General features: G+C 66.2%; 14 protein-coding genes. 2 read left to right on the top strand and 12 right to left on the bottom strand.

The features are described 5' to 3' along the window. Window positions 1-112: 112 nt before the first annotated feature. From IT779_RS08595 to IT779_RS08540, 12 genes are all read right to left on the bottom strand, one after another. The gene (locus IT779_RS08595) at window positions 113-1,081 is read right to left on the bottom strand and encodes a PDR/VanB family oxidoreductase (RefSeq protein WP_196148688.1); all 969 of its coding nucleotides are present in this window, start codon (window positions 1,079-1,081) and stop codon (window positions 113-115) included. Window positions 1,082-1,107: 26 nt separating this feature from the next. Next, the gene (locus IT779_RS08590; protein ID WP_196148687.1) at window positions 1,108-2,307 is read right to left on the bottom strand and encodes a cytochrome P450; all 1,200 of its coding nucleotides are present in this window, start codon (window positions 2,305-2,307) and stop codon (window positions 1,108-1,110) included. 343 nt (window positions 2,308-2,650) lie between these two features. Then, complete coding sequence (locus tag IT779_RS08585) at window positions 2,651-3,025, bottom strand: nuclear transport factor 2 family protein (RefSeq protein WP_196148686.1); 375 nt, start codon at window positions 3,023-3,025, stop codon at window positions 2,651-2,653. 437 nt (window positions 3,026-3,462) lie between these two features. Next, window positions 3,463-4,602: an XdhC family protein gene (locus tag IT779_RS08580; RefSeq protein WP_196148685.1), complete on the bottom strand. Its 1,140-nt coding sequence runs from the start codon at window positions 4,600-4,602 to the stop codon at window positions 3,463-3,465. Between the two features lie 60 nt (window positions 4,603-4,662). Further along, window positions 4,663-5,637: a cyclase family protein gene (locus IT779_RS08575; RefSeq protein WP_332838723.1), complete on the bottom strand. Its 975-nt coding sequence runs from the start codon at window positions 5,635-5,637 to the stop codon at window positions 4,663-4,665. A gap of 42 nt (window positions 5,638-5,679) precedes the next feature. Next, window positions 5,680-6,777 carry a CaiB/BaiF CoA transferase family protein gene (locus IT779_RS08570; protein WP_196148683.1) on the bottom strand — a complete coding sequence of 366 codons (1,098 nt, stop codon included), beginning with the start codon at window positions 6,775-6,777 and terminating at the stop codon, window positions 5,680-5,682. Next, complete coding sequence (locus IT779_RS08565; protein WP_196148682.1) at window positions 6,774-7,556, bottom strand: enoyl-CoA hydratase/isomerase family protein; 783 nt, start codon at window positions 7,554-7,556, stop codon at window positions 6,774-6,776. Before IT779_RS08565 ends, IT779_RS08570 begins: the two co-directional genes overlap by 4 nt. A 191-nt stretch (window positions 7,557-7,747) precedes the next feature. Continuing rightward, window positions 7,748-8,995, bottom strand: coding sequence for a M24 family metallopeptidase (locus IT779_RS37570; protein WP_196148681.1), 1,248 nt, complete (start codon window positions 8,993-8,995; stop codon window positions 7,748-7,750). Between the two features lie 77 nt (window positions 8,996-9,072). After that, window positions 9,073-9,522 carry a hypothetical protein gene (locus IT779_RS08555; RefSeq protein ID WP_196148680.1) on the bottom strand — a complete coding sequence of 150 codons (450 nt, stop codon included), beginning with the start codon at window positions 9,520-9,522 and terminating at the stop codon, window positions 9,073-9,075. Window positions 9,523-9,942: 420 nt separating this feature from the next. Then, window positions 9,943-10,158 carry a hypothetical protein gene (locus IT779_RS08550; protein ID WP_196148679.1) on the bottom strand — a complete coding sequence of 72 codons (216 nt, stop codon included), beginning with the start codon at window positions 10,156-10,158 and terminating at the stop codon, window positions 9,943-9,945. A 1,011-nt stretch (window positions 10,159-11,169) separates the two neighbouring features. Further along, entirely contained in the window at window positions 11,170-11,847 is a 678-nt protein-coding gene (locus IT779_RS38455; protein WP_332838722.1) for an aldo/keto reductase, read from the bottom strand. 218 nt (window positions 11,848-12,065) lie between these two features. After that, a complete protein-coding gene (locus IT779_RS08540) occupies window positions 12,066-12,743 on the bottom strand; it encodes a TetR/AcrR family transcriptional regulator (protein ID WP_196148677.1) in 678 nt (225 codons plus the stop codon). 70 nt (window positions 12,744-12,813) lie between these two features. Here IT779_RS08540 and IT779_RS08535 point away from each other — a divergent pair, with 70 nt between their 5' ends. Both IT779_RS08535 and IT779_RS08530 read left to right on the top strand, forming a co-directional pair. Beyond that, the gene (locus IT779_RS08535) at window positions 12,814-13,320 is read left to right on the top strand and encodes a VOC family protein (RefSeq protein WP_196148676.1); all 507 of its coding nucleotides are present in this window, start codon (window positions 12,814-12,816) and stop codon (window positions 13,318-13,320) included. Window positions 13,321-13,437: 117 nt separating this feature from the next. Continuing rightward, complete coding sequence (locus IT779_RS08530) at window positions 13,438-14,757, top strand: hypothetical protein (protein ID WP_196148675.1); 1,320 nt, start codon at window positions 13,438-13,440, stop codon at window positions 14,755-14,757. The last annotated feature ends 101 nt before the right edge of the window (window positions 14,758-14,858 follow it).

The raw sequence follows: 14,858 nt of genomic DNA, 5'->3' as shown, positions 1-14,858 counted from the left end.
ACAGCGAAAGGTGTCTGTCGGCCTGGCGCGTTTCGGCGCTGGACGAGTGTGGCAGATGCTGACAGGTGTGGCCGCGATACAGCGGCCACACCCATCGTTTTCTGGTGCTTGCCTAGAGGTCGAGTACGAGCCTCGACCCCAGGCACCGGGACACGCACACCATCATCCGATCGCCCGCAGCACGTTCGGCGTCGGTGAGCACGGAGTCGCGATGGTCGGGTCGACCGGCGAGCACGATCGTCTCGCAGCTACCGCAGGTGCCTTCGGCGCAGGAGCTGACGACGTCTGCGTCCACCTCCTCGAGCACCGACAGCACCGTGCGGTCGGCCGGGACCTGCACCACCGTGCCGCTGCGCGACAACTCCACTTCGAACGCATGATCGCTTTCCACCGCGACCGCGGTGTCGCTGCGGGCGCTGAAGCGCTCGACGTGCAGCGAACCGGCGGGCCAATGCCCGGTCTTCTGCTCGACCGCCTCGAGCAGTGCCTCCGGTCCGCAGCAGTAGACCAGCGTGTCCCGCGACGGAGTAGCCAAGAGGCGATCGAGATCGAGTTTCCCGGTCTCGTTGTGTGGATAGAAGACGACTCGCTCGCCGAAGCACTCCAATTCCGTCAGGAATGCCATGCTCGAAGAACTCCTGCCACCATAGGCGAGGCGCCATTCGGCGCCCGCCGCCTCGGCTGCGGCGATCATAGGCAGCAGTGGCGTCACGCCGATGCCTCCGCCGATGAACAGATATCGCGGTGCTGGTTCGAGGCGAAAATGGTTGCGGGGTCCGCGAACCCGCAGACTGTCCCCTTCCCGCACCGTGTCGTGCACCCATCGCGAACCACCACGACCCGATTCTTCGCGCAGCACGGCGATGCGCCAGCTGTCGTGCCTGGTCGGGTCTCCGCACAGCGAATACTGCCGGGTGGTTCCGTCCCCGACGACGACATCGATGTGAGAGCCGGCATCCCAGCCCGGTAGCGACTCCGTGTCGAGGGCCTGCAGGGTCAACGAGACCACGCCGTCGGCCTCTTGTCGGCGCTGCGCCACTCGCAACGTCAGTTCCACCCCGACTCGGGAGAGCCGTTCCATTGATGACTCCATCGTGGTCATTCCGGTCACAGATCCCGTGCGTGGAGTCGGACCGGCATGCTCGTCGGTGCCAGGACCGGGTAGGTGCGCCGTTTCACCGGCCCGGCGAGAGTGATCGATGACGTGCGCGCCAGCAGTTCCTCGACGGCGATCCGCATGTCCAACCGCGCCAGATGCTGGCCCAGGCACTGATGCAGGCCGTGGCCGAAGGCCAGGTGCCCTTTACCCGCTCGATCGATGTCGAACTTCTCCGGGTCGCTCCAATGTTTCGGGTCGACGTTGGCCGAGCCGTAGTTGGTCAGCACGAAATCGCCTGCGGGGATGGTGACACCGCCGATCTCGGTATCGGCCAGACACTTTCGGGTCAGCGCCTGCTGCGGTGTGTCGATGCGCAGCGACTCCTCGATCGCGTCGGCGATGCGCTCGGGATTCGACCGCAGGTAGCTCTGCAGCTCTTGGTCCTGCGCGAGCCGCAGCACCGCGTTGTTCAACGCCGCGGTGGTGGTGGCGTGTCCGGCCAGCATCATCGCGATGATCAGCTGTACGATTTCGAACTCCTCGAGCGCCCTGTCCCCGATCCGGCCGTCGATGAAGCTGCTCACGATGTCCTGGCGAGGATTCGCGCGATGGTCTTCGATGACACGCTGGATGTAGGGCGTGATATCGGCGAAGATCTCGGCCGGCAGGCCCTCGGTGGGCAGGTTGAGTCCGGTGCCGGTGGCGACGTCGACCGCCAGGTTGAACCGGTGATGGACCGGCCAGTCCTCGTCGGGTACTCCGAGAAACAGGCACAGCACCCTGGTCGGGAACTGCGTGGCGAAGGTCTGGGCGAAGTCGACTTCGCCCAGTTCGACCAGTTCCTCGACCATCTGCTGTGCCATCGTTCGGATGGTTTCGGCAAGGCGGCCCACGACCTCGGGCGGGAAGTTCGGGTTGAGCAGTTTGCGGTAACCCGAGTGCGTCGGCGGGTCCGCGAACAGCGGCACGATCGCGGGGAATCCGTTCTCGTCGGCCGCGACCGTGCTGCTCATGACGCGGAAGTTCCGCATCACCGAGATCAGCTCATCGTAGGCGAAGGCCCCCCAGTAGGAGACAGTCGAATTCGGGACCTCCACCTTGGAGACGGGGCATTGCGACAGCAGCCCACGGTAGACCTCCGCGGTCCCGGCTGCCGGATCGTCCTCGAGTCGGCGCAGTTCCTCGTCGGGGTTGAAGGTCGCGGTCATGCCCGCACCCCCGTCCCGGCCACGAGGTCCATGCGTCGGGAGCCCGCGTTCGCGGGGCGAGTGGGGATGGCCACGGTAGACACCGATTCCTCCTCGTCTGACATCTCAGACATGTCGTGCTGGTGAGAAATGAAAGTCGAGCGGCACCACGTCCAAGCCGAAGTCACCGCCTAAATGTCTCTTATGCGAGACATTTTGTCCCCCATATAGAACATAGACAGTGGCGTGGCTCACGTCAAGGCCGGAATCCGGTGACCGGTACGGACGCCGGTTCTCGCGCTTACGCGAGTGCCGCAGGGACGTACGTCGCCCAAGCTCGGCGCCGAACACTGACCCCCGAGGGTCAGTCGAGAGCGGAGAACAGCGGTGCCATGTCGACGTAGACGCGCAGCGACCGGATCAGTCCGGTCTCTGGAACGCGTTGCAGCACCGAGAAGCCCGGCAGCGCGATCGTGGAACCTCCCGTGGTCGTGTAGTGCACGATCGCCTCCACCAGGGCGGTGTTGCCGTCGTCGACGAGCCAGGCTTCTCGACGTTCATGGCGCATTCCCGACAGGATGGCGAACAGTCCACCGACCGCCGCCGCGATCTCCTCCCGCCCGTTCGCGGGCGGACTGTTGCCGAACACGACGCTGGCATCGAGGCTGTGCCGTTCGACATAGTTGTCCAACTGAAGCGAGTCGGCGCACGCGTAGTAGTCGCCGAGCCAATCGGTCATGAGATCTCTTCCTTTCGCGATCCGGCCTGCCGCACAGCGACTTACCGCCACCGGTTCCAGCGGTTTCGCATCGGTTGCACACCCTTCGGTGCCAACTGATCAGTAGGGACGTGACGCGGGTTCCGTACATCGACCGACAGCCGCGTGACGCGCCCTTGTCCGGTCGTCGACAACCCGACCGCGGCATCCTGGCTGCCACGGCGTCGACGACCCGTCGAGCCTCGGTCGTCGCCGGCTGCCCGACAGCTCGACACCCTTCCGGCCACGAGCCTTCACGGGCGCCGCGTCGGCGACGCCGCGCCATCCTCGGACCCTTGATCATCCCCTGGTTACAGATTAGCAATAAATGTACGATCTCGTATTATTTTTCTGAAATTCTGTTCGCCGACCCCGCGAAGGAGGTGTGACGGTGTGCCGACTACTGCGAGGTTCGGCGGTCACACTGCGGCAGTGAACGGCGGTGCAGGCTCGTGAGGAGCGTGGTGGCTGTGTATTGCTGTCGAGCCTGCTCTCAGGTGTCGGCCGGAGCGGCCTTCTCGCACGCTGATGATCTCCGCCGCGATCGAGATCGCGGTTTCCGCGGGTGTCCGGCCTCCGATGTCGAGGCCGATCGGTGCGTGCAGGCGTTCGAGTTCGATCTCGGTCAGTCCACGGCGGCGCAGTTCGGCCTCACGCCGACCGGTCGTGCGGCGCGAGCCCATCGCACCGATGTAGGCGACGGGAAGCCGCAGCGCCGTTTCCAGCAGCGGGATGTCGAATTTGGGGTCGTGGGTCAGAACGCACACAACGGTGCGCTCGTCCACGACTACCGAGTCGAGGTAGCGGTGTGGCCAGTCGATGACGAGGTCGTCGGCCTCGGGAAAGCGGGCGCGTGTCGCGAACGTGGGGCGCGCGTCGCACAGGGTCACCGAATAGCCGAGGATCTTTCCGATCTGGATGAGCGGACGCGCGAAATCGACGGCGCCGAAGACGATCATGCGCGGAGGTGACGCGAAGGTGCGCACGAACAGCGTCACCTCGTCATGGCAGTCCGGGGCGTGGCCGCCGAACCGGACGACCGCATCCGTACCGCTGCGGACAGCACCCACGAGATGACTGCGCACGGCACGGTCCAGGTCCTCGGATCCGAGGCTTCCCGAGAACATGTCATCGGTCAGCAACAGGTGTCGCCCCAGCGCTACGCTCCCGACGATCACGGTCGCCAGCGCTGCCGGTGCGTGAGCGGCTATCGAGGTGCGCAGCACGTTCAGGTATGCGCCCAACTCGGGTGAGCATCGCTCGATGAACACATCGATGGTTCCGCCGCAGGTCAGTCCGATGGCGAAGGCGTCGTCGTCGGAGACGCCGAAGCGTCGGTGCAGCGGCGTGCCGGTGCGCAACACTTCTTCGGCCGCCTCGACGACGGCGGCCTCGACACAACCGCCGGAGATGCTGCCGACGACATCGCCCCGGTCCGAGACCGCCATCGCCGCGCCCGCGGACCGTGGCGCGCTCGAGAAGGTCCGTACCACGGTGGCCAGAGCGAAGGGGATGTCGTCGTCGTGCCAGGCGGTCAGCTGGTCGACGATCTCGCGCATGTGAGGCTCCTGACGTGGGGGCGTAGACGCGAGGCCGGGTGCGGCCACCCGCGCGGGTTTTCAGGTCAGGTTCGCTCCGGCGCGAACGGGGAAGACGAGGGGCCGCATGGGTGAGGCGGTGGCGCCGCGCAACCGCAAGCCCGCGCCGACCATCACGAATTCCCAGAGTCGCGCTTGCGCGATCTCCTCGAGGTAGGCGTTTTCCATGATCGGGATACCGCACTCGCCCAACAGGTAGGTGTGCACGGGATGCCAGTTGGTCGGATCGACGCTGGGCATCACTTCGAGCGCGACATTGTCGGCGCCGATGATCATGGCGCCCGCTTCGGCGAGCAGCGCGGCTGCTTCGCGGTCCAACCCGGCTTCGTTGTGCAGATAGCGGGCCCCGTCGTGCCAGAGCCGCATGCGCCCGGTGCGGATGAGCACGACGTCTCCCAGCCGCACTTGCGTGCCTTGGCGCCGCATCACCGAGGTCAGTTCCTCGGCGGTGATCCGGTGGGAGTCGGGCAGCACGTCTACGCCCGCGGCCGCGGCGACATCGAGCAAGACGCCACGCGCGATCACGGGCGGTAATTGTTCGGCGCCGTTCTTGAGCCAGTGCCTGCTGCCGAGATCGCGGTCGGCTCGGACCTCGTTCCACACCATCCCGTCCAGGCCGAAGTGGTTGAGTGCGTCGAGGTGGGTACCGGTGTGGGTGTACATGGTGATGCAGTCGCCGGAGTAGGTGACGTGGCGGTTGTGTGTTTCACCGACGCCCAGGACGTTCTCGTTGACGCTGCCCTGTGGCGTGTGTGACATCCAGATCTGATAGGTCGGGTCACCGAGGCCGGCCCATGAAGGCATCCCCACGTGGTAGTCGACGGAGATGTCGTACATCGTGGTGGGGTCGACAACCGCCCACGCCGCCGCCCTCGTCTCGGCGGTCATCACATTGAGCATCCCGATCTGATCGTCGGGCCCGAACGGGCTCCGACTGACCTTGCCGGGTGTCACGGCGCGCGCTGCGATCTTGTCCGCCGACTCTTGTCTCTGCACGATTGTCTCCTGTTCTGCGATGGGCGCCATGGCGTCCACGGACTACAACTTCTCCAGCCGCGGTGGCGCCGACGCGTAGCGCACGGGCGTGCCGGCCATGCGCAGCGGGTTTCGGGGTAGCGCGGTGCCGCCGATGTTCACGATCGGCTCCAGTCCCAGCGACTGCGCGTATTCGAAGGCAGCGGCCAGATCGTTGACCGGTCCGGCCGGCACTCCCGCGTCGTTGAGCCTGCGCGCCCATGTCGCGGCGTCGCCGCCTGACAGTCGCTTCACCAGTTCGGTTCGCAGGGCGTCACGGTGGCCGACTCGGCTGGTGTTGGACACGAAACGTGTATCCCCGACCAGCTCTGGGGCGTCGAGCACGGCGCACATCGCGGTGAACTGCTTGTCGTTGCCGACCGCGACAGCCAGGACTCCGTCACCGGTCGGCAATGTCTCGTAGGGCGCGATCGAGGGGTGCTGGTTACCCATCCGCTGCGGGATCACTCCGCCGGCGGTGTATCCCGCCGCCTGGTTGGTCAGCGCGGCCAAGACGCAGCTCAACAGGTCGACTTCGATGCGCTGTCCCTCTCCCGTGCGCTCGCGATGTCGCACCGCGGCAACGATGCCCAGCGCCGCGAACAGTCCGGTGACGACGTCGACCAAGGCGACACCGACCTTCTGCGGTTCGCCGTCAGGGGTTCCGGTGATGCTCATCAACCCGCCCACCGCTTGAACGATCAGGTCGTAGCCCGGCAGCGCAGCGCCGTCGCCAGATCCGAACGCGCTGATCGAGCAGTAGATCAGGTCGGGGCGGCGTTCGGCGAGGACTTCGTATCCGAGTCCGAGGCGGTCCATTACACCGGGACGGAAGTTCTCCACGACGATGCCGCATTCGACGGCCAGGTCCTGGGCACGCCGGCGACCGATCTGGGTGCTCAGGTCCAAGACCTGGCTCTGCTTGTTGCGGTTGACGCTCAGGAAGTAGGTGGCAGTGCCGTCCTCGGCGTAGGGCGGTCCCCAGGAGCGGGTGTCGTCGCCCCCGCCGGGCCGTTCGACCTTGACGACGTCGGCACCGAGGTCACCCAGCAGCATCGTCGCCAACGGACCCGCGAGGATCCGGGAGAAGTCGGCTATGCGTAGTCCCTGCAGAGCGGTCATCGGCCCGTGAACTGCCCTGTCCGCATCTCGGCGAAAGCCCGATACGCCTCCACCGAGTCCGCGGTCGTGCGAACGACGCCCATATGTGAGGAGATCAGATCCAAACTGGTGCGGAAGTCGAGCTTCTGCGACTGGTAGGTCGCCCGTTTGATCATCCGCAACGCGACCGGCGGGCGGGATGTCAGGCGGGCGGCGAGTTCGTAGGTCTGCACGAGCAGATCGTCGGAGTCGTGGACCGCGTTGAGCATTCCCAGCTCGAGAGCGCGCTCCGCAGTGATCATGTCACCGGTCCACAACAGCTCGAGCGCACGTGGCAAGCCAACGAGCCTCGGCAGCAACCAGCATCCGCCATCGCCGGGCACCAGGCCGACTTTGATGTAGGACATCGCCAGCCGCGCGCTGGTGGAGGCCAAGCGCAAGTCGCACATGAGGGCCATGTCCAGTCCGGCTCCGACCGCGTCGCCGTTGATGGCTGCGATGACCGGCTTGTCCACTGATTCCAGGGCCAGCGGCACGCGATGGATGTGCTCGGTCAGATCCTGCTTGAACTCGAGTGAGCTGCGATCGTGGTCCTCGATCCACGACAGATCGACGCCGGAGCAGAATCCCTGTCCCGCACCGGTGATCACGATGACCCGCACCTGCGGGTCCGCCTGAGCTTCGAGCAACCGGTCGGCCCACGCGTCGACCATCGGCAGAGTGAACGCGTTTCGTTTCTCGGGGCGATTGAGCTGGATGGTGGCCACGTAGTCGGTGACGTTGTACTCGAGGTCGCTCATGGCGGGTGCAGACTCCTTGTCGGGGTGTGTAGAGGCCTTCGGGTGCGCGCCGGCAGCCGGGCGTGACGGGCCCGTCCGGACCTTCGATGCCGGTGTCCCCACCGGACAGCCGTCCAAGGTCCGGGACCGCGCCGGGCGCAGGGTCGGCTCACTTCGGCCGACTGACGTCTCGGCCGGTGGTGATCTAAGGGCTAACTGTTGGCGAACCGCAGGCGCGTCGGCAGCGAGTTCAGTTCCTCGCATCCGCTGTCGGTCACGATGGCATTGCCGCCGATGTTCACCTGGTGGCGTCCGAAGACCGCGTCCGGTTCGAGCTGCATGGTCATTCCTGGTTCGAGAACGACATCGAGGTCGGTGCCGGGCAACTCGTCGACCTTTTCGAACCAGTCCTTGAGAGACTTGTCGGTGCCTTCGGTCACCGGCCCGACCATCGTCAGCGGGGTGAGGCTGTGGATGAGCGGGGTCAGGTGCCATGCTCCGGCTCGTTCGAGCGGTTCTGCCATGGCGTCGGCGACCTCGCCGAACCGCACGCCGGGACGCAGCGCCTCGAGTCCGCGTTCGTAGGATTCGCGCGCGACCTCGGCGGCACGGTGGAAGGGCTCGGCGACCTCACCGACCGCGACGCACATCTGGGCCTGGGCTTCCAGACCGCCGACCGCGGGCATCATCTCCGCCAGGACCATGTCGCCGTTCTGCACGATGCGCGGCGGTTGCGTCCGATACAGCCACCGCGGTGCGTCCCAGCTGAGGTTGTCCGGTCCGGAGTGCAGGAAGAGGTCGTGGGCCATGCCGGCGCCGTTGCGATGGAACTCGTGCAGCACGGCCGAGTAGATGTCGACTTCGCTGACCCCCGCCCTGGTGACCTCGAGCATCACTTCGCAAGCCCGTTCGGCCAGGTCGGAGGCGTGGCGGAACAGGACGAGTTCTTCTTCGCTCTTGACCACCCAGATGTGGGTGAACTCGTCGAGCAGGTCGACGAAGGTGGCCTCGGGCAGCTGCTCGTGGATGTAGGACCACATCGGCTGCGGTGTCCACCCGTAGGGCAGCAGGTTCGGCCCGCTGAGTACGCCGATCGTACCGATCCGAGCGTGCGCAAGCCCCCGTTCCTTCAGCACCTCGACCATCGTCGGCGCGCGCGGGCCGAATCGCATGTCCTCGATCCAGGTCGCCTCGCCCCACTCCTGTGCCTGCATCCACGACCCGGCCACCGAGGCGCCGCGCTGGATCGCCACCGGCTCACCCTCCAGAGGAAGGATCACCGCCGATCCGGGCAGGTCGTTGGTGAAATAGGTGTCGGCCGGATACCGCAACGGGGCCGGCGGCACCAACAGGCACTCGACATCGTTGCGCTGCATCATCTCTCGCAGCAGACGCCAACGTCGGTCCCGTTCCGACAGGGACAGGGTGGGTGGGTGTGACCTGGCGGTCGAGTCGATCACGAAGGGCTGCCTTTCGGGCTGGCGATGAAAACGATCGGCAACCGTGTTGCCTGTCGTCGGCTGGTACGGGCCGTGGTTCAGTGCCACATCTCGTAGTTCACGTTCTTCAGGTAGTCGGCCTGCATTTCCGCGGTGAGCACCTCGACGTGCAGCCGGTCCTCGACCCAGAACTCGATGACATCGAAGAGCTCACCGCGCGGGGACCGCACGACCCTCCAGCCTTCCCGCTCACCGATCGCGACGACTTCCTCCTGCGTCTTGTTCGTCGCGGTGGCGAAGTGGAAAGCCACGTACTTCGACGGCGATTCGTCGAGCAGCGGCCCGACCGCCCCGTCGGGGCCCTCACCGGGCGCCATGGTCTGCGACCGCGGATACACCTCACAGGTCGTGCTGCGGTCGTCGCCGGCCATCGCGATCCACGCACCGGGCCACGGCGGGAACGGGAACGCCTTCCCACCCCAGATCTCCGCGATCACCTTCGCGACACGCTCAGTGTCGTCCGCGGGAATCGAAACGTGAAAGATCATCGCCAAGCCTCCGTTGCCTGAGAAGATTAATGACCTCGATAGAAGACATAATGTCTTGTATCGAAGATAATGATCGATGAGGGTTACGTCAAGAGCCACCCTCGCCGACCAGTCGACCCGCGCCCGAACGCCACCCTCGCGCCGGTTACTCGAGTGACCCGATCGACCGACCCGCGCAGTGCCGCATCAATGGCGCGACCAGCTCACCCCAACCCTGCGATTCTTCCGTCACAGTGACGGCGGCGGCTGGCGGTTCGGGTAGAGGGATCCGATCAACCGCCGGACCATCGTCGGCGCCGGACGAGAGTGCAGTAAGCGAACCCCGCGTGACTGAAACTCGGGACCCGTGGCGCGCCCTCACACCGACCAGCGAGGAAGCATCCAGCCGTCCACGCTCGCGCGGGTCGGTCGGGTCGACGATCACGGTCCGGAGAACAAGCGCTCACACGGTAGCCGCGGGAGCTTCCCGCGCACCGGGCGGTCCGTCGAGACGACCTCTATCGCGCACCAGCGCTTGCGCTTCCAGTCCAGCAGGAGGTTGTGTAGGACGACTGCGGTGGTCACGTAGTCGAATGGCGTGCCCTCCAGCCAGATTCGCACGTGCAATTCTTTGTCGGCGACGTGGGGATCGCTCATCGTTTCACCTCGCCAGAGGCGCCCAGGCCTCTGATATCGGAATTCGGCGATCGTCGGTGTCGCCGTGACGTGGAGACGACACAGTCTTCCCGACCATGCGTGAGATCACCCGTCGACGACTACCCTCTGCTACGCGGGACAAGTGGGCCTCGACTGTCGGTACGACTATCCAGATCGGCCCGCCCGGTGCGCGTTTGACGCTGTCGGACCGCGCGTGTCGTGTCACCCCCACTCCGGGGCGACTGCGCTACCCGAGCCTCATGGGCATCGCGTGCCGCTAGCATCAGTTTCGCGTGGTGTACGAAGCGGTCGCAACGACCTGCGAGCGAACCGCGGTGCTTTCCGCTGATCCACCAGGCGGCGAGGGTCAGCATGATCACACCTTGTCCGACGGCCAAGGCCGTGAACGCGGTCACAACGGCACCAGCTTCAGGGCGGGTTCGTGCGACGACGTGCCGTGATGCGCAGTGGAGAACATCGATGGTTTCCTCTCGAATCAGCCTGGGCTGAAAGGGGGCTCGTGCCGTATCGGCAGCCCGTTGTGACGCTCTCGCCGACGGGCTGCAAGTTCGGCAGTCGTGAGGCGTGAATCGGTTCCGAGCCGAAGGGTGATCGACAACGGCGCTGCGCCCAACGGGCGACGGGTGGCCGTAGCGGACAGGGCGGGTCCGTCGGTGGGCCGCAGCGGTTCGACTCACTACGGCCACCTCCGGAGACCACCACCCCCGCGTGCCGAGGGCTACGTCGACCTCGGCAGAGGCGGTGCCGCCGCTCGGTACGACCACATCGGTTCCCCGATGTCGCCGCGGCCGCTTCGGCGGCGAGGCTGCCCCGCACGACAACGTTGGCGAGCGGGCATCGGTCCTTCCGGCCGGGGAAGTCGACGAGCGAACCTCGACAGGCACGACCGACAAGACGGTGACTGTCCTCCCGAGAGTCGGCACTCGCCGGATCTCGGCGGCAGGACTGTCGCATCCGGGACGTCGAGGAAGCTGGATCCGAGCGACTCCATCAACACCCTGGCAACAGGATAGCAAAATAAGACGATGTCGTACTATTTTTCTGCCGACTTTTTCGATCTCGGCGCAGTCGCCGCGGTCGGCCATCCTCGCCTGCGCCGCACCGACCCTCTTTGCGGCCGGTACGCGGGGCCATGTCCATCTCCGCCGCCCGCACGGCGGCCATGCGGGCGGGTTGCCACTCGCGAGGTGCCGACAACGAGCGGCGGGGTGCCCTGCGCTCCCGCGATCGGCGACGCGGACCGCGGGATGGGCGTCTCGGACACCGCGGGGCTCGGAAAGGAAACAGCCACCACCTCGACTGGTCGCGGCGACAAGGAGCCCGACCGGCGGTGAGGGTCGCCAGCACACGGTGGTCGCTGTCACGGCCGTAATATTTGTCGGCGACGTCGTCGGTTCTGGCCCGTGGTGATCGTCGGCTTTCGGACCGGCCCGGGTCGCGCGTTCCGGCCAGGAAGCCGCGCGCCAGACCGCTCCACGGCACGAGAGCCACGCCTTGGTCACGGCACAGCGGGATCATTTCGCGTTCCTCTTCCCGATAGGCCAGGTTGTAGTGGTGTTGCATGCTGACGAACTCCGCGGAGACTCGCCAGGTTGTTGATCTCGCTGATGCTCGGTGATGTGCGGGTGGGTTGGCGCTGCCCTCCCAAAACGGCCACAAAACGGTCACTGACGATTCCAGTCTGTGTTGACCCGCAGGTCGCGAGAAAACGGAGTCACGAGGCTACACCGAGCCGATTCTGCACCGGCGGCGTCGCGAGGCCAAGGAGACGTGGAAGTGAGTGCTGTCCGGTGATCGAAAAGTAGCCTCTGACAGCTCTTTTCGAACTGGGGCCCCGCACCTGGAGCATCAGGTGCGGGGCCTCTGTCATCACTGGAGTGGGCGGGTTACGGCCGCGGGTCGGTTGGGTGTGACGGGGTGGTCGCGAAGTGTAGCCAGGTGTCGTGTAGCCACCGCTGGTAGGTGGCGGGGTCCCAGTCGAGGGTGCGGGTGAGCAGGATGTAGGTTTCGGCTTGTCCGAGTGTGCCGAGGGTGGCGATGATCCAGTCCAGGTCGGCGTCGGGGTGTAGTAGGCCGTCGGTGTGCAGCTGCCGCCAGATTCCGGCGATGTTTTCCATGGTGGCGGTTCGTCCGGCCTGGGCGGCTTGCGCGATCATCGGTTCGCCTGCTTCGGCTTGGACGGCGACCGCGATGAGGGGGGCGACGCGTTCCATCAGGGCTCGGTTGCCCGGTGCGTAGGCGGCGATGCGTTCGTGCAGTGTGGGAGCGGTCGCGGCGCGCAGGTACCAGTCGCGGTGGGCGAGATCGATGGGTTCGGCGTCGCCGACGATCGCCACGTCGATGGCGCGTTTGAGCAGCTCCGCTTTGGAGCCGAAGCGCAGGTAGACCGTGCGTGTTCCCACCTTGGCGGCGTCGGCCACCGCCGCGAGGGAGGTCGTGGCGTAGCCGTCGGCGATGAAAAGCCGGGTGGCCGCCTCGATGATCTTCTGTTCGGTCTCGGCTTTGCGCGCGTCCCACAACGGCGAGGTCTTCTTGCTCGCCGGACCCTTGACACCCTCACTCATCTACTGCATCCTTACTGCATCACTACAGTGACACTGCACCAATACATTACCTCTGCAAAGGATAGCAGCGATGATTCCCGCGCTCGCTGGGGTGCATCACCTCAAACTTCCCGTCTCGGATCTGCGGCGTTCCATCGATTGGTACCGCACCCGGCTCGGCTATGACGTCGGCATCGAATTCCACGAGAAGGGCATTCTGATGGGCGTGGCTATGCACCACCCCGACGGTGGTCCGATGATCGCCCTGCGACTCGACCCCGAAAAGGCAATCGCGGCAGCCGGATTCGACTACTTCTCCATCGGCGTGCCGGACCGGACGGCATTGGAAGCGCTCGCGGCGCACTTGGCGGATCTCGGCGAATCCCACGCCGGAGTGCATTTCGCCACGATCGGCTGGATCCTGCCCGAGCTCCACGATCCCGACGGGCACGAAATCCGCTTCTACACCATCGAATCCCACACCGAACTCGGCGACCAGCGTCTGGTCGTCGCCGACCCCCGCGAAACCGCCCGAGAAGGCGATCCCGCGGCAGCCGTTCGCGCTGCGGCGGCCGAAACACCGCGGACGAAGCCATGATCCGGTCGACTCGCAGGACGGTCGCCCGCGTCGACAGAGCCGGGGTCCGCGAGCCCGTCGTCGACTTCGCGGGCAGTGACGACGGCGGCACACCCAACGGCGACAAGGGGTAGCGAAATGTTCGGACGACGGGCGCGTCGAGCCCGATTCGCCGTGCCCGCGCTGCTGGCGCTGGCGCTGGCCCCGCTGCCGAGTCCGGCGCTGGCGGCCACGCCCCCGCCGGACGTCAAGATAGAGATCGTCGGGCTGGACCCGAACGACAACAGCAAGGTCCTGCTCCGGGCGACCAATGTCGGCCCCTCGTGGTCCCAGAACACCTCGGTGCAGCTCGAGACGATCCCACCGCAGGCAGGCGCGACGGTGACGCTGCCGGTCGACAACCTCAACGTGCCCGGGAGTCCGGACTACAACAAGAACGACCGGTACTACGACGAGGTCGATGACATCGTCTACAGCCTGAAGGCCCCCTGCCTGCCCGGGGTCAAGGTCCGTGCGACACTCGCGACCGCGAAGGCGTACGACGGAACGCCCGAGACGAACCTTGCCGACAACACCGCCGAACGCGAGCCATGCCCGGCCGCGGGCAATGCCGACGCGGGCATGGCGCCGCTCGAGGCAAAGCCCGGCGCGCCGGCCGATCGACCCCGGCCGGTCCCGAATCTCGCACCCTTCTCGGTCCCGATCACACTGCCAACGACGGGGCAGGCGCCGACCCCCGCCGCCCCGGACTCCACGTCACCGGGACAGCACACTCTCACATTGGGCGTGCGCATGTCCCGCTTCGCCGCGCAGAGCAACATATTCAGTGACTTCTGGGGAGGCTGCGGCAGATACGGGCCATTCCCCGGGCCCTTGCGCGGCCAGGTCGGGTTCGCGAATACCGAGCTGCCCGACGGCTCGCGCTGCGGCGCCGTCAACCTCCAAGTGGCTCTGAGTTTCGACGACGGCCCGCTACGGCAGATCACCAGCCTCAGGATCGACACGGCCACACTGACCTACGATGAATCGCCGGGCGCGTCGTGCCCGCTGGTGACCGGTCAGGTCACGCCATGTTGGAGCGGTGGCAGCGGCCGACCGGAGCACAAGCCGAACGGCTGCGTCGAGATCGAACTCCCGACGGTGGACTGGATCAACAGCCCACCGCCCGGCCTGATCTCGTACTCGACCAATCCGAAACCGACAACGAAACGCCTCGACCCGCGCACCTGGGACGTGACCGAACCGTTCAGTTGGCAGCTCAACCCACGCAACCGGCCGCTCACGCCACCCGGGGCGCCGGACGCCCCGAGCGGCTTCGGGTTCCTGATGGCAGGCGCGATCCACATCGACCAGCTCGACGGCAACGACAACACCGTCTGCATCTCACAGGTGTCCAACGCCCGCCTGCACATCACCTACACCGTGTTCCCCGACGGCCGCCCTCCGGTCGTCAAGTAGCACTCGGCAGACCGCAGTGCGTGTTCTACCGTCGGGTTCCCACGGCGCCGACTCCGCAGCCCGCCTCGTGCACCCGGTGGGTCCGACACTGCCCTCGGGCC

The organism is Nocardia bovistercoris, assembly GCF_015674855.1.
GTDB classification, from domain to species: Bacteria; Actinomycetota; Actinomycetes; order Mycobacteriales; family Mycobacteriaceae; genus Nocardia; species Nocardia bovistercoris.
Note: the sequence above shows the minus strand (reverse complement) of the source record. Positions and strands in the feature narration are given on the sequence as shown.

Excerpts from the sequence above, each read along its gene's own strand:
- IT779_RS08540 (WP_196148677.1), bottom strand. The coding sequence starts at position 12,743 with ATGAGTGAGGGTGTCAAGGGTCCGGCGAGCAAGAAGACCTCGCCGTTG.
- IT779_RS08570 (WP_196148683.1), bottom strand. The coding sequence starts at position 6,777 with ATGACCGCTCTGCAGGGACTACGCATAGCCGACTTCTCCCGGATCCTC.
- IT779_RS08590 (WP_196148687.1), bottom strand. The coding sequence starts at position 2,307 with ATGACCGCGACCTTCAACCCCGACGAGGAACTGCGCCGACTCGAGGAC.
- IT779_RS08555 (WP_196148680.1), bottom strand. The coding sequence starts at position 9,522 with ATGATCTTTCACGTTTCGATTCCCGCGGACGACACTGAGCGTGTCGCG.
- IT779_RS08595 (WP_196148688.1), bottom strand. The coding sequence starts at position 1,081 with ATGGAACGGCTCTCCCGAGTCGGGGTGGAACTGACGTTGCGAGTGGCG.
- IT779_RS08530 (WP_196148675.1), top strand. The coding sequence starts at position 13,438 with ATGTTCGGACGACGGGCGCGTCGAGCCCGATTCGCCGTGCCCGCGCTG.
- IT779_RS08535 (WP_196148676.1), top strand. The coding sequence starts at position 12,814 with ATGATTCCCGCGCTCGCTGGGGTGCATCACCTCAAACTTCCCGTCTCG.
- IT779_RS08580 (WP_196148685.1), bottom strand. The coding sequence starts at position 4,602 with ATGCGCGAGATCGTCGACCAGCTGACCGCCTGGCACGACGACGACATC.
- IT779_RS08585 (WP_196148686.1), bottom strand. The coding sequence starts at position 3,025 with ATGACCGATTGGCTCGGCGACTACTACGCGTGCGCCGACTCGCTTCAG.
- IT779_RS08565 (WP_196148682.1), bottom strand. The coding sequence starts at position 7,556 with ATGAGCGACCTCGAGTACAACGTCACCGACTACGTGGCCACCATCCAG.
- IT779_RS08550 (WP_196148679.1), bottom strand. The coding sequence starts at position 10,158 with ATGAGCGATCCCCACGTCGCCGACAAAGAATTGCACGTGCGAATCTGG.